Annotated in this window: 16 protein-coding genes and 3 pseudogenes; 15 read left to right on the top strand and 4 right to left on the bottom strand. The window is 71.8% G+C overall.

All coding sequences use genetic code 11. The annotated features are described in order from the left end of the window. Positions 1–197: 197 nt before the first annotated feature. From ABD993_RS02155 to ABD993_RS02090, 15 genes and pseudogenes are all read left to right on the top strand, one after another. A complete protein-coding gene (locus tag ABD993_RS02155) occupies positions 198–1,211 on the top strand; it encodes a LacI family DNA-binding transcriptional regulator (protein WP_345412118.1) in 1,014 nt (337 codons plus the stop codon). Then, entirely contained in the window at positions 1,208–2,188 is a 981-nt protein-coding gene (locus ABD993_RS02150) for a 2-hydroxyacid dehydrogenase (RefSeq protein WP_345412116.1), read from the top strand. The genes ABD993_RS02155 and ABD993_RS02150 overlap by 4 nt, the downstream gene beginning before the upstream one ends. After that, entirely contained in the window at positions 2,185–3,402 is a 1,218-nt protein-coding gene (gene manD / locus ABD993_RS02145; RefSeq protein ID WP_345412114.1) for a D-mannonate dehydratase ManD, read from the top strand. Before ABD993_RS02150 ends, manD begins: the two co-directional genes overlap by 4 nt. A gap of 7 nt (positions 3,403–3,409) precedes the next feature. Further along, positions 3,410–4,870, top strand: coding sequence for a mannitol dehydrogenase family protein (locus ABD993_RS02140; RefSeq protein ID WP_345412112.1), 1,461 nt, complete (start codon positions 3,410–3,412; stop codon positions 4,868–4,870). Continuing rightward, a complete protein-coding gene (locus ABD993_RS02135; protein WP_345412110.1) occupies positions 4,867–5,952 on the top strand; it encodes an alcohol dehydrogenase catalytic domain-containing protein in 1,086 nt (361 codons plus the stop codon). The genes ABD993_RS02140 and ABD993_RS02135 overlap by 4 nt, the downstream gene beginning before the upstream one ends. Further along, positions 5,949–7,286 (top strand): MFS transporter, encoded by a 1,338-nt coding sequence (locus ABD993_RS02130; protein ID WP_345412108.1) that lies wholly within the window; start codon positions 5,949–5,951, stop codon positions 7,284–7,286. Before ABD993_RS02135 ends, ABD993_RS02130 begins: the two co-directional genes overlap by 4 nt. Beyond that, complete coding sequence (locus ABD993_RS02125; protein ID WP_345412107.1) at positions 7,283–7,927, top strand: bifunctional 4-hydroxy-2-oxoglutarate aldolase/2-dehydro-3-deoxy-phosphogluconate aldolase; 645 nt, start codon at positions 7,283–7,285, stop codon at positions 7,925–7,927. The genes ABD993_RS02130 and ABD993_RS02125 overlap by 4 nt, the downstream gene beginning before the upstream one ends. 24 nt (positions 7,928–7,951) lie before the next feature. After that, positions 7,952–8,869 carry a sugar kinase gene (locus ABD993_RS02120; protein ID WP_345412105.1) on the top strand — a complete coding sequence of 306 codons (918 nt, stop codon included), beginning with the start codon at positions 7,952–7,954 and terminating at the stop codon, positions 8,867–8,869. 51 nt (positions 8,870–8,920) lie between these two features. Then, positions 8,921–9,124 (top strand): hypothetical protein, encoded by a 204-nt coding sequence (locus ABD993_RS02115; protein WP_345412103.1) that lies wholly within the window; start codon positions 8,921–8,923, stop codon positions 9,122–9,124. A 476-nt stretch (positions 9,125–9,600) separates the two neighbouring features. Next, a pseudogene (locus tag ABD993_RS36585) lies at positions 9,601–9,783 on the top strand (hypothetical protein); the annotation flags it as partial. Positions 9,784–9,839: 56 nt separating this feature from the next. Next, entirely contained in the window at positions 9,840–10,451 is a 612-nt protein-coding gene (locus tag ABD993_RS02110) for an AMP-binding protein (RefSeq protein WP_345412101.1), read from the top strand. Then, positions 10,424–10,582: pseudogene (locus tag ABD993_RS02105) on the top strand (AMP-dependent synthetase); the annotation flags it as partial. The gene ABD993_RS02110 and the pseudogene ABD993_RS02105, both read left to right, overlap by 28 nt. A gap of 200 nt (positions 10,583–10,782) precedes the next feature. Beyond that, positions 10,783–10,935, top strand: a pseudogene (locus ABD993_RS02100) (IS1380 family transposase); the annotation flags it as partial. A gap of 1,015 nt (positions 10,936–11,950) precedes the next feature. Further along, on the top strand, positions 11,951–13,540 hold the full coding sequence (mdlC, locus tag ABD993_RS02095; RefSeq protein ID WP_345412100.1) for a benzoylformate decarboxylase: 1,590 nt from the start codon (positions 11,951–11,953) through the stop codon (positions 13,538–13,540). 201 nt (positions 13,541–13,741) lie between these two features. Next, on the top strand, positions 13,742–13,873 hold the full coding sequence (locus tag ABD993_RS02090) for a hypothetical protein (RefSeq protein WP_345412099.1): 132 nt from the start codon (positions 13,742–13,744) through the stop codon (positions 13,871–13,873). Between the two features lie 415 nt (positions 13,874–14,288). Here ABD993_RS02090 and ABD993_RS02085 read toward each other — a convergent pair whose 3' ends face one another. The 4 genes from ABD993_RS02085 to ABD993_RS02070 all read right to left on the bottom strand — a co-directional run bounded on the left by ABD993_RS02085 (position 14,289) and on the right by ABD993_RS02070 (position 18,673). Next, entirely contained in the window at positions 14,289–14,522 is a 234-nt protein-coding gene (locus ABD993_RS02085; RefSeq protein WP_345412097.1) for a hypothetical protein, read from the bottom strand. 45 nt (positions 14,523–14,567) lie between these two features. Further along, positions 14,568–15,851 carry a Rieske 2Fe-2S domain-containing protein gene (locus tag ABD993_RS02080; RefSeq protein WP_345412096.1) on the bottom strand — a complete coding sequence of 428 codons (1,284 nt, stop codon included), beginning with the start codon at positions 15,849–15,851 and terminating at the stop codon, positions 14,568–14,570. A 705-nt stretch (positions 15,852–16,556) separates the two neighbouring features. Further along, positions 16,557–17,081 carry a MarR family winged helix-turn-helix transcriptional regulator gene (locus ABD993_RS02075; protein WP_345412095.1) on the bottom strand — a complete coding sequence of 175 codons (525 nt, stop codon included), beginning with the start codon at positions 17,079–17,081 and terminating at the stop codon, positions 16,557–16,559. A gap of 281 nt (positions 17,082–17,362) precedes the next feature. After that, the gene (locus ABD993_RS02070; protein ID WP_345412093.1) at positions 17,363–18,673 is read right to left on the bottom strand and encodes an MFS transporter; all 1,311 of its coding nucleotides are present in this window, start codon (positions 18,671–18,673) and stop codon (positions 17,363–17,365) included. Between the last annotated feature and the right edge of the window lie 766 nt (positions 18,674–19,439).

Genomic DNA, 19,439 nt, shown 5'->3' with positions numbered 1-19,439 from the left:
TCCAGGCAGACGGCTGGGCTGGTGTGTGACTCCGTGCCCGACGCGAACACGCGGTGATCGCCGACGTGGAGGTGACGCCCCCGCTCGCCGAGGCGGGCTCCGCAGGCGGTGCCACGCACTGAGGGCGACCGGCAACACTTGACAATATTGCGCAAGAACTGCATCCTTCTTCGCGTCCCGACTCGAGGAGGAGCGCCGTGAGCAGTCCTACGCTGACCGACGTCGCGAAGGGTGCCGAGGTGGCGTTGTCGACGGCGTCGCGGGCGTTCAGCGACCCGGACCGGCTCGGGCCGGACACCTTGCGCAAGATTCTGAAGGTTGCGCAACAGATCGGCTATGTGCCGCCCGCCAAGGCCGGCGAGCCGTCGACCGGGCCCGAGGTGGCCACGATCGCCGTGGTCGTGCCGGACGTCGCGAACCCGGTGTTCTCGTCGTTTGTCAAGGCGGTGCAGGGGCAGGGCTGGCAGGACCGGCACACGGTAGTGCTCGCCGACAGTGACTTCGACCCCGACCGGGAGCGTGAGGTCATCCGCCATCTCGCGGGTCGGGTGGACGGGATCGTCGTGTGCTCCTCGCGCCTGGAGGCCGACGAGGTGCTCGGGCTGTGCGGTCGGATCCCGGTCGTCCTGGTCAACCGGGAGGCCGCGGGTGCGGACTGCATCGTCGCGGACGCCACGCAGGGCCTGCGGGAGACCGTGGACTACCTGACCGCCCTGGGCCACCGCCGGATCGCCTACGTCCAGGGCTCGTCGCGGTCGTGGTCGAACGCGCACCGGGTCGAGGTGGTCCGCGCCCTCGCCGCCGAGCGGGACCTCGATCTCGACATGCTCGACTGGCAGACCGAGACGGTGGCGGGCGGCACGGCCGCCGCGGCCCGCGTCGTCGCCTCCGGTGCCACCGCCGTCATCGCGCACAACGACCTGGTCGCGTTGGGCCTCATGAGCGGGGCGCGGGCGCTGGGTGTGCGGGTCCCGGAGGACCTGTCGGTCGTCGGGATGGACGACATCCCGTTCGGGCAGGTCGTCCAGCCCGCCCTGACCAGCATCGTCGTCCCGATGGCCCGCGCGGGCCGGATCAGCACGGAGATCCTCGGCCGCGCGATCGCGGGGGAGCGGCGCACGCCGCGCACCCAGCGGCTGGAGACCCACCTGGTGGTCCGTGGCTCGACCGGCCCGCTGACCGCTCGTCCGAAGACCGGAGTGAGCTCGTGAAGATCGTCGTCGCCGACGCCAACCTCGCCCCGCTGCGGGCACACCTGGAAGAGGCCTTCCCGACCGGCTCGCAGGTGAGCTGGCCCGATCCGCTGGACCCCGCGGCCGTCGCCGAGGCGGTCGTGGGCGCAGAGGTCCTGGTGTCGGGGAGCTGCCCGGCCGAGGTCGGCGCTGCGGGGAATGCGCTGCGGCTCGTGCACGCGGCGGGTGCGGGGGTCGACGGGATCGACGTCGCCGCCTTGCCCACCGGGACCGTCGTGGCCAACACCTTCCACCACGAGGACTCGATCGCCGAGCACGTCGTTGCCGCCACGATCCTGCTCCGCCGCGGCTTCCTCACACAGGACGCCGCGCTTCGTCGCGACGAGTGGGCCTCGCCCGCCTACGACGCCGGGGTCCCCTGGCGGGACTCGCTCGGTGCGGCGACGATCGGGTTCGTCGGGTTCGGCCACATCGGGGCCCGGACCTGGGACCGGTTCCGGGCCTTCGGAGCCCGGGGGGTCGCGGTGACCAGGCGGGGCGACGTCGACGCCGCGGCCCGCGGGCTGGAGTGGTCCGGCACGACCGACGACCTCGGGACGCTGCTCGACCGGGCGGACGTCGTGGTGGTCAGTGCCCCGCTGACCCCGGAGACCACCGGGCTGATCGGCGTCGCCGAGCTGGCCCGGATGAAGCGGTCCGCGATCCTGGTCAACGTCGGCCGCGGCCCGCTGGTCGAGGAGAAGGCGCTCTACGAGGCGTTGCGGGACGGCGACATCGCCGGTGCGGCGATCGACGTCTGGTACGGCTACCCCGCCACCGGCGCCACCGCGGCCCCGTCGGAGCTGCCCTTCCGGGACCTGCCGACCGTGTTGATGACACCGCACTCGTCCGGGCTGACCCGACAGACCTTCATGGGCCGCGCCGCGGACATCGCCGCGAACGTGCGGCGGCTGGCGGCGGGGGAGCAGCTGGTGAACGTGGTGGCGACCGCATGAGCGCCACGATCGTCGCCGCGGACGTCCTGGTCACCAGCCCGGGCCGCAACCTCGTCACCCTCAAGATCACGACGTCGGACGGCCTCGTCGGCTGGGGGGACGCCACACTCAACGGCCGCGAGCTCGCCGTCGCGAGCTACCTGCGCGACCACGTCTGCCCGATCCTCGTCGGCCGCGACCCCGCCATGGTCGAGGACACCTGGCAGTACCTCTACCGCGGGGTGTACTGGCGCCGCGGCCCGGTCACCATGGCCGCCATCGGTGCCGTCGACCTCGCGCTCTGGGACATCAAGGGCAAGGTGTGCGGGCAGCCGGTCTACCAGCTGCTCGGCGGCAGGGTGCGAGACCGGATCCTGTCCTACACCCACGCCACCGGCTGGGACGTGGCCGCGCTGCTCGACGCCGTGGCGGCCCAGCGGGAGCGCGGGTTCCGGGCCGTCCGTGTCCAGACCGGTGTGCCCGGCCTGGAATCCGTGTACGGGGTGACGAAGGACGGTGGGGCCTACGAACCCGCCGGTCGCGGCGTCGCCCCGGTCGAGGAGACCTGGGACACCGCCGCCTACCTGCGGTACCTGCCCGGCGCCCTCGCCGAGGTCCGCGCCGCGGTCGGCCCGGAGCTGGAGCTGCTGCACGACGCCCACCATCGGCTCACCCCGAACCAGGCCGCCCGGCTGGGCAAGGCCCTGGAGCCGGTGGACCTGTTCTGGCTCGAGGACGTGACCCCGGCCGAGAACCAGGACGTGCTGCGCCGGGTCCGCGAGCAGACCACGGTCCCGCTCGCGATCGGCGAGGTGTTCACCAGCGTCTGGGAGTTCCAGCAGCTGATCACCGAGCAGCTGATCGACTTCGTGCGCGCCGCCGTGTCGCACGTCGGCGGGATCACGCCGCTGCGCCGGATCGCCGCGCTCGCCGAGGTCTGGCAGGTGTGGCTGGCCCCGCACGGACCGTCGGACGTGTCGCCGATCGCCCTGGCGGCGGCCACGCACGTCGGGCTGGCGACGCCCAACTTCGCGATCCAGGAGTACATGGGCTACCCGGACCGGGTGCACGAGGTCTTCCGGCACGCCTGGACCTACGCCGACGGCCATCTGCACCCGGGCGACGCCCCCGGCCTCGGGATCGAGGTGGACGAGGCGCTGGCCGCCCGCTTCCCCTACGAGCCCGCCTACCTGCCCGTCGCGCGCCGCCTCGACGGCACCCTCACGGATTGGTGACCCCGCAGTGACTGCCCCAGAACGCCTCGCCCGGAGGACGACCCCGGACTCCGCGCTGCTGCACCAGCGGGAGGAGCCGGGCACCGGGATCGTCCATCTCGGACTCGGCAACTTCCATCGCGCCCACCAGGCGGTCTACACGGCGCGGGCGCTCGCGGCACAGGACGGGGACTGGGGGATCCTCGGGGTCGCGAGCCGGTCCGCCGCCGTCGTCGACGCGCTGCGCGCACAGGAGCTGCGCTACTCGGTGCTCGAGGTCTCGCCGGAGGGCAGCTCGGTGCACGTGCCCGCCGTGCACACCGGGGCACTCGTCGCCGCGCAGGACCCGGAGGCCGTGGTCGCCGCGATCGCCGAGGCCCGCATCGTCTCGCTCACGGTCACCGAGCACGGCTACACGATCGACCCCCGCACGGGCGGTCTCGACCACGCCGCACTGCGCGCCGACCCCCACGCCACGCTGAACCTGGTGGTGCGCGGCCTGCAGCGGCGCGCTCGCACCCACGGCCGCCCGGTCACCGTGCTGAGCTGCGACAACCTCGTCGAGAACGGGGCGACGACGGCCCGGCTGGTCGGCGAGCTCGCGGCCGCCCTGCCCGGGCCGGAGCGGGCGGAGCTCGAGTCCTACCTCGGGTCGGTCACCTTCCCGAACAGCATGGTCGACCGGATCGTCCCCGCCACCACGGACGCCTACCGGGCCGAGGCGTCGCGGCTGCTCGGCGTGCGCGACGAGATCCCGGTGCCCGCCGAGCCCTTCAGCATGTGGGTCGTCGAGGACGCGTTCGCCGCGGGCCGCCCGGCCTGGGAGCACGGCGGGGTCCGGTTCACCGCGGACGTCTCGCCGTACGAGCTGTGCAAGGTCCGGCTGCTCAACGGCACCCATTCGCTGATCGCCTACCTCGGGGCCCTCGCCGGCTGCGACACCATCCCGCAGTCCAGCGCCCGCCCCGCGATCCGGGCGGCGGCCGACGCCGTGCTCCGCGAGGACTACCTGCCGACCGTCCCGGTGCCCGCGGACGTCGACGTCGAGGACTACATCGCCCAGCTGTTCACCCGCTGGTCGAACTCCGCGCTCGGGCACCGCACCCGCCAGGTCGGCTCGGACGGCTCGGTCAAGCTCGCCCAGCGGGTCCCCGAGCCCGCCCTGCACCATCTCGCCGCGGGCCGCATGCCGCACGGGCTCGCCCTCACCGTCGCCGCGTACCTGTGCTGCCTCGCCCCGCCCGCCGGGCTCGACGCGGGCCCGCACGCCGCCGCAATGTCCGACCCGGCCCGCGGGAGCCTCGCGCCACTGGCCGCCCTGCCCACGCCCGAGTTCGTGGCCGCCGCCCTCGGCACCGGCCTGCTCGGCACCGAGCTGGCCGAGCACTCCGGCTTCCGTGACCGGGTCGCCGAACTGGTCGACCTGCTCGTCCGCCACGGTGCCGACGCCGCGGCCCGCGAGCTCGCCCTCACCGAGGAGGCTGCATGACCGTCGAGACGATTCGGACCACCCGGGCCGCCGTGCTGCACGGCCCCGAGGACCTGCGCATCGAGGAGCTGCCGCTGCCGGCCCTCGGCCCGGACGACGTCCTGGTCCAGGTGGACGCCGTCGGCGTCTGCGGCTCCGACATGCACTACTTCGCCAGCGGCCGCAACGGCCAGAACGTGCTCCGCCAGCCGACGGTGCTCGGCCACGAGGCCTCCGGCGTGGTCGTCGACGCCGGCGCGCTCGTGAAGACGCCGATCGGCACCCGGGTCGCCGTCGAGCCCGCCGTCGGGTGCGGCCGCTGCGCGACCTGCCGGTCCGGGCGCTACAACCTGTGCCCGACGGGCACCTGCTTCGGGTCGCCGCCCACGCACGGCACGATCGCGCAGTACAAGGTCGTGCCCGCGCGGGCGGTCCACCCGCTGCCCGCGGAGATCGCCACCGAGGTCGGCTCGCTGGTCGAGCCGCTGGCCGTCGCCGTGTGGGCGGTCCAGCGCGCCGACGTCCGGATGGGGCACCGGGTGCTCGTCACCGGTGCGGGCCCGATCGGCATCCTCGTCGCGCAGGTCGCCCGGGCGGGCGGCGCCGCGGAGGTCGTCGTCACCGACGTCAACGACGACCGGTTGGCCCGCGCCGCCGAGCTCGGGGCGACGGAGACGGTGAACACCGCGACCACCGACCTCGCTCACACCGGGATGGACCGGCTGCTGGAGTGCTCGGCCCATCCCGCTGCGCTGTGGCAGGGCATCCGGGCGCTCGGCCCGGGTACCCGCGCCACCGTCGTCGGACAGGCGGCGCCCGCCGTCGACGGTCTCCCGCTCGCGTTCCTGCAGCGCTGGGAGATCGACCTCGGCACCGCCTTCCGCTACGCCCACGCCTTCCCGACCCGCGATCGCCCTGGCGGCATGCGGCCGGGTGGACCTGGCCGGTGTGCTCACCGGCCGGTTCCCGCTCGACCGGGCCGCGGACGCCCTCCGCGCACCCGTGCTGGACCCGACGCACCTCAAGGTCGTCGTCCGCCCCGGCGGCTGACCCCTCCCTCCCGGCCCCGCGGGGCCCCTCCATCCGAGGACGCATGGACATGACCGAGACCTCACCCGCATCCCCTCCCTCCACTGCCGAGCCGGCTGACCCGAAGGCCGTCCGCCGTGCGGCGTGGGCAGGGCTCGTCGGCACCACGCTGGAGCAGTACGACTTCGTCATCTACGGCACCGCGTCGGCGCTGATCTTCTCGAAGTTGTTCTTCCCCAACATCTCGCCCGCCGCCGGCATCCTGGCCAGCTTCAGTGCCTACGCCGTCGGCTTCGCGGCCCGTCCGCTGGGCGGCCTGTTCTTCTCGCGCTTCGGCGACCGGCTGGGCCGCAAGTGGGTCCTGGTCACCACCCTGTTCCTGATGGGTGGCGCGACCTTCGCCATCGGCCTGCTGCCGACCTACGGCCAGGTCGGGCTGCTCGCCCCGGTGCTGCTGGTGGCGTGCCGCTTCCTGCAGGGCTTCGGCGCCGGCGCCGAGCAGTCCGGCGGGGCGACGCTGCTGACCGAGACGGCGGGGATCGGCCGACGCGGCCGCTTCGCCGCCCTGGTGATGACGGGCGCGGCGCTCGGCACGGCGATCGGCGCCGGGGCCTGGATCCTGGTCCAGCTGCTGCCCGAGGACCAGCTGATGAGCTGGGGCTGGCGCCTGGTCTTCCTGTCCAGCCTCGTGGTCACCGTCGTCGCGATGGTCATCCGCAGGAGGCTGATCGAGAGCCCGGTCTTCACCGAGCTCAAGGAGCAGCACGTCGCACCGGCGAAGCCCGTCGGGGAGACCTTCAAGCACGGCCGTCGACCGCTGCTGCTGGTCATCCTGATGACGGTCGGGGTCAGTTCGCAGTCCTACACCTACCAGGTGTTCATGGCCTCCTACCTCGTCTCCACCGTCGGGGTCGACAAGGCCTTCGTGCCCCAGGTGCTCCTGATCGGCGCGATCTGTGGGGCCTTCGCCGCCTTCGGCTTCGGCACGCTGTCGGACAGGCTCGGGCGCAAGCCCGTCTACACCGCGATCCTGTCCGCCCTGGTGATCCTGCCCGCGCCGACCTTCATCGCCCTGAACACCGGATCGCACGTCGCCATCACGATCGCGATCATCGTCGGGTTCATCCTGGCCTGCCAGGGCGCGACGGGCGTGACGATGTCCTACTTCCCGGAGCTGTTCGGCAACCGCTACCGCTACGCCGGGGTGACGCTGGGCCGCGAGTTCGCCTCCGTGCTGGGTGGCGGCGTCGCCCCCTTGATCTGTGCCGCGTTGATCGGCGCGTTCTCCGGCTCCTGGATCCCGGTGGCGGTCTACATGATGCTCATGATGATCGTCAGCCTGGTCGCCGCCCGGCTCGCGCCCGAGACCCTCGACCGCGACCTGAACGTGCCGGAGGACGCCCGATGACACTCTCCCTCGAACGGACGCCGCCGAGTGAGGCACTGTGTCGCACCCGCGTCGTCGCCGTGCTGCGCGCGGACTCCCCGGAGCACCTGCTCCCGGCCGCCCGCACCCTCGTCGAACAGGGGCTGGTCTGTCTCGAGCTGACGATGACCACCCCCGGCGCGTTGGACTCGCTGCGGCTGCTGCGGGCCGAGCTGGGGGCCTCCGCGGACCTCGGCGTCGGGAGTGTCCGGGGTGCGGAGGCGGCCCGGCAGGCGCTCGACGCCGGCGCCGCGTTCCTGGTCAGCCCGGTGTTCGACCCCGCGGTCCTCGCCGAGTGCGTGGCCGCCCGGGTCCCGGCCTACCCGGCGGGACTCACCCCGACGGAGCTGGTCACGGCCTGGGATGCCGGGGCCTCGGCGGTCAAGCTGTTCCCCGCGGGCACCGTCGGCCCGGCGCATCTGCAGGCCGTCCGCGAACCGCTGCCGGAACTGGCGGTCATGCCGACCGGCGGGATCGGGATCGACGACGTCGGAGCCTGGCTCCGAGCCGGTGCCCTCGCCGTGGGTCTCGGCGGGTCGCTGTCCGGCGACGCGCTGCGCGGTGGGGACCTCGGGGCGTTGGCCGACCGCGCGGCGCGGGCCCTCGCCGGAGCCCGCGGATGACCGTCGTGAGCGCTGGGGGAGACGATGGGGCTGCTGGCCGCCGACACGGTCGGCCACCTGCAGCACGTCTCCACCATGACGCTCGGCATCGGCGGTGCGGAGAGCAACGTCGCGATCGCACTGGCCCGGCTCGGCACATCGGTCGCCTGGATCGGGCGACTCGGTGCGGACTCCCTCGGCGACCGGGTGGTCAGGGAGCTGCGGGCCGAGGGGGTCGAGGTGCACGCGGTCCGCGACCCCGCCGCGCCCACCGGGCTGATGCTCAAGGAGCGCCCGCCCGGCGGCGGGGTCCGGGTCTGGTACTACCGCAGCCAGGGCGCCGGAGCCCGGCTCTCCCCCTCCGATGTGGACGACGAGCTGGTCGCCCGCGCATCCCTGCTGCACGTCACGGGCATCACGCCGGCCCTCGGTGAGGCGCCGGCCAAGGCGGTCGCGCACGCGGTCGCCGTCGCCCGGGACGCGGGTGTCCCGGTCTCGGTCGACGTCAATCACCGCGCGACACTGTGGTCCGACGCCGAGGCGGCACCGGTGCTGCGTGGGCTGGTCGAGTCCGCCGACGTTCTGTTCGCGGGCGACGACGAGGCCCGGCTGGTCCTCGGGACCGACGCGACCGAGCCGGCCACGCTCGCGGCCGGGCTCGCCGACCTCGGCCCGGGTGAGGTCGTGGTGAAGCTCGGCGACCGGGGTGCCCTGGCCCTCGTCGGCGGCCTGCTGGTCGAGCAGGCGGCGTTCCCGGTCACCCTCGTCGACCCGGTGGGAGCAGGCGACGCGTTCGTGGGCGCCTACCTCGCCGAGCGGGTCGCCGGGCTGGACGTACCCGGGCGGCTGCGGACCGCGGCCCGGGCCGGTGCCCTGATGTGCACGGTCCCGGGTGACTGGGAGGCCCTCCCCACCCGGGCTCTCCTGGACTCGGACAGGATGGGCCCGGACGTCCGGCGCTGAACGGCCGCCTCACCGTCGGTCGAGGCGGGTCAGGAGCTTGTCCTGGGCGTCGTGGACCTGGTCCTGCGTGGCCGTGACCACGAGGGCGGACTCGCCGGCGTCGCCGAGGCGCTGGATCTCGGCGTGTCCGTCGGAGATGACCCCGGCCCGCAGTCGCTGTCGATCCTGGACCTGGGCCTACCGGGCCTGGCTTCAGGTTCAGGCGTGGCTCGGAGGGATGGTGGGGTTGGCGGTTGTTCCCGGGTCGTCGAGTGAGGTGCGCAGCAGGGACTCCGTCCGCTGGACCCGGTTGTGCACCGATGCCGGTGCACCCCGAGCTCCCGGGCGGCCGGATGCGCAGCTCGGCGTAGGTCCGGACCCTGCCGGGTCCGCGCTGCCGACGACAGAGGTAGCCGAGCGGTACGGCATCGCGATCGGCACGGCGAACCGGGCGCTGGGCTTGCTGCGGGAGTGGAGGCTGATCGAGCCCCGGCGGGGTGTCCGCGCGATGATCCGTGCGCTTCCCCAGGTCAGCGGCGAAGGCGCAGACACCGAAGGACTTGACGTCACGCACGGCCAGGACGACCCGACCTCCGGTGAGTCGCCGGTCCCGCGGTCCACGTCGACCGGGTCCGGTCCGGCGCGTGGCCGGGCTCACGGCAGGGTGAGCTCCATCCTCGAGCACCGGGCGAGCCTGGCGTACGCGCCGCCGTCGGCCGTCTCGTCGTGTGGGCCACGGGGACGGGCGTCGGATGAACGTCGCCGAGCTCCTCGCGCGTCGTGCCCGCCTGCACGGCTGGCTCGCCGCGCCCGCCTACCACGCCGAGCGGACCTGGACCCGCCGCGAGATCCACTTGCTCGCGGCGCGGCTCGCCCAGGTGCTGCACCGGCGCGGCGTCCGGCAGGGGAGTCGGGTCGTCCTGGTCCTCCTGGACGGTCCGGCCCTGGTGGCGCTGTTCCTCGCGGTCGCGCGGACGGGCGCGCTCGCCTCGTGGTCAATCCCTACCTGCCGGAGGCCGACCGAGACCGGATCGTCGACCGGATCGGCGCCGATCCGGTCGTCGTCTCCGAGGCCGTCGTGTCTGCGGGGGACGGGCCGACGGTGGAGGCCCTCGTTGCGGCGACGGATCGCGCCCCGGAGGAGCCTGCCGAGCAGGTCCCGGACGGCGCGGACCTGTACGTGCAGTTCACCTCGGGCACGACGGGGGCTCCCAAGGGGGCGGTGCACCGACACGGGGACCTCGCGGCCCACCACCGGGCGGTCAGCCGGGACATGCTGGGGATCTCCGCCACGGCCGTGAGCCTGTCGATCTCCACGATGTTCTTCGCGTACGGGTTCGGCAACTCCCTCGTCTACCCACTCTTCACGGGGTCCTCGGCGGTGCTGCGCCCCGAACGGCCCGACCCGGGCGCCGTCGCCGAACTGGTCGACCGGCACCGCGTCACCGTCCTGCACGGTGTCCCGTCCGCCTATGCCCACCTCGTCGCGGACACCGATCCCGCGGCCTTCGCCACGGTGCGGGTCGCGGTGTCGGCCGGTGAGAACCTGCCGCCCGCGGTGGCCGCCCGCACCCCCTGGAACGGTGGGGGAGGCCGATCCTGAACGAGCTCGGCTCGACCGAGGTCGGTGGGGCGTACTGCGCGAACACCCTCGCGGACGACACCCCCGGCACCCTCGGGCGACCGCTCACCGGGTACGAGTTCGAGATCCGGGACGACGCGGGCCGGGTGCTCCCGGCGGAGGTGCCGGGGCGGCTGTGGGTGCGTGGCGCCTCGGTGATGGACCGGTACCTGGACGCGCCCGGGGAGACGGCGCGGACGGCGATCCCCGCGTCGAACGGCACGGGCGGCTGGTCGGGGTCGATCGGCGTGGTCGAGGTCCACGGCGAGCTGGGCACGAGCACGATGGCGGCCCGCGGTCCCGAAGAACAGTGTGGGCCGACGCGGTCGACGCCGACGGTGCACACCGCGACGGCGCCGGCCTCGCCGAGCCCACCGGACTGCTGCCCGCAGCGGCGCTCGAGGGCTACCCGCCCGGGACGCGGGTGATCGTCCGCCGCGGACACCCACACCCGGGGGCACAGCTCTCGTTGATACCCCTGAGCCGGTAACGGGGCATGTCCGGACCGGGGAGACCCGGCCCGGAGACGTACGCCCCCGGGCCGATAGCGGACGTTGTGAAGGCCGTGATGAGCTCGGAGCCTGGAAACACTGCTCGTAGTGTCCGAGCTGCTCGGAGACGCCACTCTTTGACCGGACCAGCGGTGCTGAGCTCGAGGTCCTCAGCCTCGTTAATGCGATCGTTCAACAGCTTGATCGCTCGCTCTGACTTCAAGGGCTCTCCAGTGTTGAGCTTGACGGGCAGAAGGTACTTGCCGCAGAGGAAGAAGCCGGCCGCAGCGCTGCGGCCGGCTGTCCTCCGGCCTGCGGCTCAGGCGGCCGTGACGTCCCCTGGCGGTTCAGCCGCAGGTTCCTGACGCCGGGGGAATCGAGCAGGCATCAGGACCGGCTTCGGAGCACAACAGTCGCCGGCTCGGGTGCCTTGCCGAGAGCGAGCACCTCGCCGGCGATGCGCAGATCCTTGGAGCCGCCCTTGTCGTAGACGTGGCGTAGGAACCTGAGCGTGCTTCGGTGCTCATATGCCCTGGTCAGATAGGGGATTGCCGCCTCGAGCCCACCGGCACCAGGCAACGAGGCGATGAACGGAGCGGCCCAGTCGTCCGGGCAGTACCCGGGTGACCGTCATCCGGATGCTGTGTACGTCACGCTTCGGTCGGCCGAAGGACGTCGCCGCTGCCGTGGCGCTTCTGCGGTCCCGGGCGGTGAGTGGATCAACGGGCAGGTGCTTCCCCGTGAACGGCGGGACCGGGCTGGGGCGACCGCTTGGCGGGGGGGCTGCGCGGAGGTGGCTCGGGTCCGGCCTGTGGCGCCCGGTTGACGGGTACGGCATCCCAGGCTAACTTCCTCGGAAGCGACCTTCTCGGAAAGCTTGATCCCCCCGCGACGACGAGGTGAAGAGACAATGCCGACTGCCGAGGAGAACGAGACGGTGACCGACCGCCGTCCATCTCCGGCTCTCGCCCGCCCGAGGATGTGAAGACGATGCCCACCATCGGCGATGTCACCTACGAGCTCCTGCGCGCGCACGGCCTGACGACCATCTTCGGCAATCCCGGCTCGAACGAGCTGCCCTTCCTCGCCGGCATGCCCGAGGACTTCCGGTACATCCTCGGACTGCACGAGGGGGCGGTGCTGGGCATGGCGGACGGGTACGCGCAGGCACTGGGTGCGCCCGCGTTGGTCAACCTGCACGCGGCCGCCGGAACGGGCAACGCGATGGGCGCCCTGACCAACGCAGTGAACTCTCATACGCCGCTGATCGTGACGGCAGGCCAGCAGGTCCGGTCGACCATCGGGCAGGAGGTCATGCTCGCCATCACCGAGCCCGGGAACTTGACGCGCCCGCTCACGAAGTGGAGCTACGAGCCCGCCTGCGCCCAGGACGTTCCGCGTGCGATGGGCCAGGCCGTCCACCTCGCCTCCCTGCCACCTCGGGGACCGGTGTTCCTGTCGGTGCCCTATGACGACTGGGCGAACGAAGCGACGACCGACAGCGCCCACGTCGCTAGCCGTCGGATCGCCGCCGGTCACTGTTTGAGCCCCGACCAACTGACCGAGATCGCCGAGGTTCTCGACGGTGCCCGCAGCCCGGCCCTCGTGCTCGGGCCGCAGGTGGACGCCGACGGGGGCAACGCCGACGCGGTCAGCCTCGCCGACGCACTCGGTGCCCCGGTCTGGATCGCACCGTCACCGTCTCGATGCCCGTTCCCGACTCGGCACCGCAGCTTCCGCGGACCGCTGCCCACCACGGTCGAGGGGGTGTCCGCCGCACTGGTTGAGCACGACGTGATCCTCGTCGTGGGCGCCCCGGCGTTCCGCTACCACCAGTTCGGGCCGGGGGAGTACCTCCCCTCGGGGGCTCGGCTGCTGCACATCACCGGTGATCCGGGCGAGGCGGCCCGGGCCCCGGTGGGCGACGCCTTCGTCGGCGGGGTCGGCGACGCTCTGGCGCGGTTGGCCGCCGCGGTGAAGCCAGGACAGCGCGCCCTCCTCCCGGATCTGCCGGATTTCCCCGTGCCCGCAGCCTCATCCCCGGGCCGTGTCCAGCCCGCCGAGCTGTTCGCCCAGCTCAGAAAGCTCGCTCCACGGGACGCGGTCTGGGTGAAGGAGTCCACTTCCACCAGTGGCGACTTCTGGGCCCACGCCGATCTCGACCAGCAGGGCAGCTTCTACTTCCCGGCCGCAGGCGGACTGGGCTTCGGGCTGCCCGCGGCCGTCGGAGTCCAACTGGCGACGCCGGAGCGGCGGACGATCGCCCTGGTGGGGGACGGCTCGGCCAACTACGGCATCACCGCGCTGTGGACCGCTGCACGCTACGGGATTCCCGTCATCTTCATCATTCTGAAGAACGGTACCTACGGGGCGCTGCGCTGGTTCGCCGATGTTCTCGATGTCGGTGACGTGCCCGGAATGGATGTGCCTGGCATTGACTTCTCTCGGCTCGCCGAGGGCTATGGGGTCAGTGCCACATCGGTCCGAACCGTCCCGGAGTTCAGCGCCGCGTTCCGCGCCGCGCTGGCCGGCGTCCGTCCGACGCTGATCGAGGTCGAGACCGCGCTCTCTGCACCATGAGCAAGGAGAGAGCCGGTGGCCGGTCAGCTCTCCGCGGAAACCGCGGCGGAGACCGAGGTTTCGGTGTGCTCGGCGTCGAGCGGTCCACCTCGGGAGAACAGACGGAAGTAGATCCGTCGTCACGGTCGCGGGTTTCGCACCGCTCGTCGCCGCCTCGCTGCTGTCACGGGCGACGGAGGCACGAACACGACGCTGGTCGCCGTGCTCGGGGTCGCCGTCGTGGTGCCGGGCGTGTTCACGTCGCGGTTGATCCCGGAGACGTACCGCCGGGACCACAAGAACCTGGAGGCCCGTGTGGACGAACAGCCCAGGGGAGTCGTCACGGAGGGCTGAAATCCTAACCTCGCGCGGGGGCGCCGACGGTGGCCCCAGGCGAGGTCACCGAAGAGCGGCAGCCTCAGCCGAACGACGTGATCGGCTCACCCAAGCCTTCTCGTCCGGCGTCACGCCGAGCCGCGGCCCGGTGGGTAATTGCGATGATGCCGCGACGCGGACGCGATGACGACGGCCGTGACGACGGCGGTGACTGTGACGACAGCGAGCGCGTCGCCAGGACGGCATGCCGACGGCGGCTTCTGCCTGTACTGCACGCCCACCGACCGGACGCCGGGCCACTACTGCACCCGACCACGCGGACGACGCGAAGTCGGGCGGCTGGGTGGGGCGGGGGGCGCGGCGACTCGGGGCAGGGCCGGCCGTCCCTAACTCGGGACTAACCTCTCCCTCGAGCAAACCCCGCCGCCGGCTGTCACGGCTCGAGCGCGAAGTCGTCCCGTGAGAGCGAGGCGTCCTCGACAACCTGTGTGCCCAGCAGCACCAGTGGATTGCCGTGCTCAAGCTCGCGGTACCGCAGCCGCACGAGGCTGTCGTACACCTCGGAGCTCAGGCGCAGCTTGGAGGGGAAGATCCCGTCCTCCTCGAGCTGCAGCAGAGGAGCGCCGGCCTTATCGAGCAGCGCGCCGATCCAACCGGATGTGTTCACCGGGCTCCCTTCCTGACGTGTGGTGGCCGGTCTCGAGCAGCGAGGTCAGACGCCAACCGTGGAGTTGCCGGGCACCAGGTCCTGCCAGCGCTCGCCCTCGCGGATCACGGTGTCGGGCAGCGACCGGACCGGCGTGTAGTCCACGATCTCGTGGGATATCGGGCTCTCGCCCTTCTCGTGGCGCTGCACAGACTCGAGCAGGCGGGCCCGCAGGTGGATCACCGCCCGATCCGCGGCGACCATGTGCTCCTTGGTCCGGTCGAGGATCGGGCCCATGCTCACGGCGAGGATCGCGTCCTCCTGCTCGATCCCGTCGAAGCCGGTCCAGTTGGTGGCCATCTTGGCGCGGTCCTGGCCCATACCGTTGGACCAGTCGGCGCGGAAGTTGCAGTCCTGATCGTTCCAGAACGGCTCCTTGAGGCCCATAATGCGGATGATCTCGCCGCGGTCGATGGGCTTGTTGCCGTGGGTGATGATGTAGGTGCTGGTGACGTAGTCGTTCTGCGGTACCTCGAACACGAAGAACTGGTAGGCCGGGGCCGGGATGATCCGGCCGACGGGGAGGAACACCGGCGTGACCCGCACACTCACGGTGGGTGCACCGTCCTCGGCCCGTGGGCCCTTCCGCTTGGCCACGTAGTGGTACCCGAACGAGGTGTCCTCAATTTCCAGCGTGGGAGCGTTGTCCGAGCTGGCCAGCGCGCCGGGATTGAAGTCCTCGTCGTCCCGCGCTGTGAACTCGTCCTTCATCCAGGTCGGGTTGGCCTGGTTGCTGTGCAGGATGCCGACGTGCGAGCTGTCCGTCCCACCCTCGAGTAGCTGCAGGTAGTTCGCACGAGTGTTGAGCCGGATCACGGCGCGGTGCTCCGCCGGGCCGTTCATGAACTCGAAGTGCGGGAACTCCGGTCGACATTCCTTCGGGCCGATGTAGATCCATACCAGACCGCCCGCCTCACGCACCGGGTAGGCGGGAGCCTTCATGCGCTGCTTGAACCGCGGGTTGGTGTTGTTCGGGGTGTCCATGATCGTGCCGTCGACCCCGAACTTCCAGCCGTGGTAAAGGCAGCGGATCCCGCAGTCCTCGACCCGGCCCAGTGCCAGCGAGACGCCGCGGTGCATGCACAACTCGTCGAGGACGCCGATCTCGCCGTTGGTGTCCCGGAACAGGACGAACGACTCGCCGAGCAGCTTGAGCCGCAGCGGATCTCCGTCCGGCTCGGAGACCTGAGCGGACGTGCAGATGGGCATCCAGAAGCGCCGCATCATCTTTCCCATGGGGGTGCCCGGCCCGACCCGGGTAAGGATGTCGTTCTCCTCGGCCGACAACATGCGCGCCACATCCCTCTCGACATCGAGCTACTGCTTCACTTCTGAAGAAGCGGACTTCCTTGGAAGATACTAGCTCGCGGCGTGGGGGAGGGCAACGCGTCGTCGCACTTGTCTCGTCCCGTGCATCCCGTCTGGCCCTGGACCATGGTCGGGTCCTCGACCGGGTTTCGGTACGGCGACCGCGGAGCCGGGCGTCCCCACGCAGCGACCCGGCACCGTGTGAAGGTCCCGGCGCAACGCGGGCGTATCCCATCGGCGCAGAGCGCCCACACCTCGGACCGGTCGATCTCGACCAACAGTGACGCCTGGCCGACCGCGGCGCCCGCCTGCCTGGCGGTGGACCGGCTCCACCTGCGGGAGTTACTGCGGTAGGCCGCAGCGTCAGTCGAGCCCGCCCGGCTCAGCGCTGCCTCCAGGATGACCGCATGCGGCGCCCGCCAGCAGGACCTCGCCGGCGCTCCCGGGCAGCAGGGGACCTCGCCACCCGACCCGGCAGCCCGTGCTCGATCTTCGGCGCGGTCACAGCTGTCCCTGACGCAGCAGCTCGTTCACCGGTCGCTGCACGCCGCAAGGCGGCGATCCGGCGCTCCGGGCGATCTCCCTGAGCGTCAATGGCCCGCCGGCAGCAGCCGCGACGACGTCCAGGGCCCGAGGGCGCGCCTGGAACAGCAAGCGCGGCGTCCCCGCCGCTGAGCACGTCCGAGCTCATCCCGCCTGATCGACCTGGCGCTGCAGGCGGGCGAGTACCTCGAGCGTTTCCGCGGCCTCCGCCTCGGCCAGGCCCTCCAGCCCGCAGAACGATGTGGAGATCTGCGTCATCGCCTCCTCGGCCACCACGCGCCCCGCCGGCTCCAGCCGGATCAGCACACCACGCAGGACGTCGGGATCCCGGATACGCTCGACCAGCCCCAGGTCCTCGAGCCGGTCCACCTGCTTGCTCACCGCGCCGGAGGTGATCATGAGGCGCTTGAACAGTACGGTAGGGCTCAGTGCGTAATCCGGGGCAGAGCGGCGCAGAGCCAGCAGGATCCGCAGGTCGCCCGGCCCTATGCCGCTTTGCCGCGCCACCGCGGCGAACGCGCGCTCGATCTGCTGGGCCAGGCGCAGGATCCCGGCGCTGAGCAGAAACGGCGTGGGATCGAGGGCGGGTAGTTCGCTCGCCCAGGCGTCGGCAATCTCATCGAGGTTCGAGACGCCGAGCCGGGATGAATCGTCCGCCCGTACCGTCACGACATCCCACCTCGATCACGCGGCGACCCAGCGCACACCACTTCCGCGGAAATTAGCCCCGTAGGAGTTCCCTCGTCAAGGAACCCGGCACCGCGGTGATTGGACCGCCGCGGTGGTCGGACCAATCACCGCGGCAATCACCGTGAGCGCTCCGCCGGGCCCCGGTATAGCGGCCGGGGGAGGATCTGTGGCATCACGAGCAACCGATCCCACGGCGCTCCGGAGCGCGTCGTGAGCGGGGATGTGCCGGGGCGCTCGCGATCGGGTGACTCCTTGGCCGCTCAGGAGGCCGAGGTCTGGGCCGCACCGTCCGTCCCGAGCGCAGTGGCGCGCTCCGCCGGTGTCGCGATGCCCCGCAGATCGGAACCGCTCGATTCGCGCCCGAACCACACCGCGACCGCGGCCAGCAGCGAGAGTACGACGATCAGGCCCGCGACCCAGCCGATGTTGCGCCCGCCGCCCGCTGCGGCAAGCAGGCTTCCGGCCACCAGCGGGGAGAAGCCGGCGACGATCGTCGCGACCTGGTAGGCCGCCGAGATACCCGTGTACCGCATCCGGGTCGAGAACATCTCGCTCAACAGGGCGGCCAGGGCGGCCGACATGCACACCGCGACGAGGGCGAAGACCACGAAGAACCCGATGTACATCAACGCCGTCGATCCGGAGCCGATCGCCCAGAAGAGCGGGTACGCGAGCACTGCGAAGGCGAGCGCGCCGCTCACGTACACCGGTCGGCGCCCGAAGCGGTCCGAGAGCAGGCCGTAGATCGGCGTCATGACGATCGCACCAGCCCAACCGACGCTCAACGCGGCCAGCACCGTCGAGCGCGATGCGCCCAAGCCGACGGTGTAGGAGACGGCGAAGCTGCCGAACAGCGTGGAGACCACCGTCGGTGGCAAGCTCGCTGCGATGCCCCGCAGCAGCGGGCCCGGGTTGCGCAGCACGTCGACGAGCGGGGTGTTCTTCTCCTGCAGCCGCGTGTCGAGCTCGGTGAACAGTGGGCTCTCGCTCACCCGGACCCGCATGTACAGGCCGACTGCCAGTAGCAGAAAGCTGAACAAGAACGGGACGCGCCAGCCCCACGCCATCAGCTGGTCGCCGGGCAGCAGGGACACTGTGCCCAGGGCGAGCGTGGAGAGCAGGCCGCCGGAGGGGAGCCCGGCTTGGCCGATAGCGGTGATGAGGCCGCGCCGGGCCGGCGGGGCGTGCTCGGCGGCGAGCAACGCTGCGCCGCCCCACTCGCCGCCCACGGCGAAGCCCTGCACCAGTCGCAGCAGGATGAGCAGCAGCGGCGCAGCGGCGCCGATCTGCGCGTACGTTGGCAACAGCCCGATCAGGCCGCTTGCCAGGCCCATCATGACGATGGTGAGCAGCAGGACCCGCTTGCGGCCGACACGGTCCCCGACGTGCCCGAGCACCAGGCCACCGAGGGGACGCGCGATGTAGCCGGTGGCCAGGGTGGCGAAGGACGCGATCGTGCCGAGGGCTGGGCTGAGGTTCGAGAAGAAGAGCGGACCGAAGACGACCGCCGCGGCCGATCCGTACAGGATGAAGTCGTAGTATTCGATCGTGTTGCCGAGGTAGCTCGACACTGCGACGCGGCGGACCTCTGTGGGCGGGGAGCCGGCAGCGGCCGACGGCTGATGCGGGGCGCGGTCGTGGGCAGGAGGCATCGTTGTCTCTATCCAGTCAGTGGGACGCAGCTCTCATGCGGCTCGCCGGGTAGATCTTGCACATCTCCGGTTGATCAGGCCGGACGGATCTCGCCGGCCAGGGATGGGTCCCGGCCCGGACACGCCCGGCCGGGCGAGCTTCCGTGGAAGATACAGAGCGTGCTGGGTCACCCGCAAGGGCATGCGAGGCAGCGGAAGGGGGAGACCACGCTCGCCGTCGTCGAGGTCGCGGTCCCGAGGCGGGAGGTGGAGGCGTGCCGGGGCCCGAGCTTTCCGCGAAGCCGTGCGACGGGAGCTGATGTCTGCGCGGCGTCGGAGAACGAGTCGTTGCTGCGCAACCGGATCGTCCAATACCGCAACGGCACTCGGTCATGGTGGTGGGCGGTGGCCGCCTCGTCGGTGGTGGCGTGCGCGGGCTCGGTACTGGCTTTCGCGGCGCCATCTCGACCAGTGCATGCGTGGTTGATGCATCAGCGGGGTGAGAACGAGACCGGCGAGGAGTCGGCGGATCTCGTTGCAGAGAACGGGATTACCCCGCAGGACCGGTTCGAGATCCCTTTGATCCCGGGCGTGCTCGGTGGCGCGGGTGGTAGCGAGGTGGGTAGCGGGGAGCCTGGCCAGGGTGATGAACCGTCCTGGCCGGTGGAGAGGCTCCTGATCTAGCAAGGAGACTGGAGCTGTGGGA

The sequence above is a fragment of the Pseudonocardia xishanensis genome (assembly GCF_039541715.1).
Classification (GTDB): Bacteria; Actinomycetota; Actinomycetes; order Mycobacteriales; family Pseudonocardiaceae; genus Pseudonocardia; species Pseudonocardia xishanensis.
This window is presented reverse-complemented; position numbering and strand designations above follow the sequence as displayed.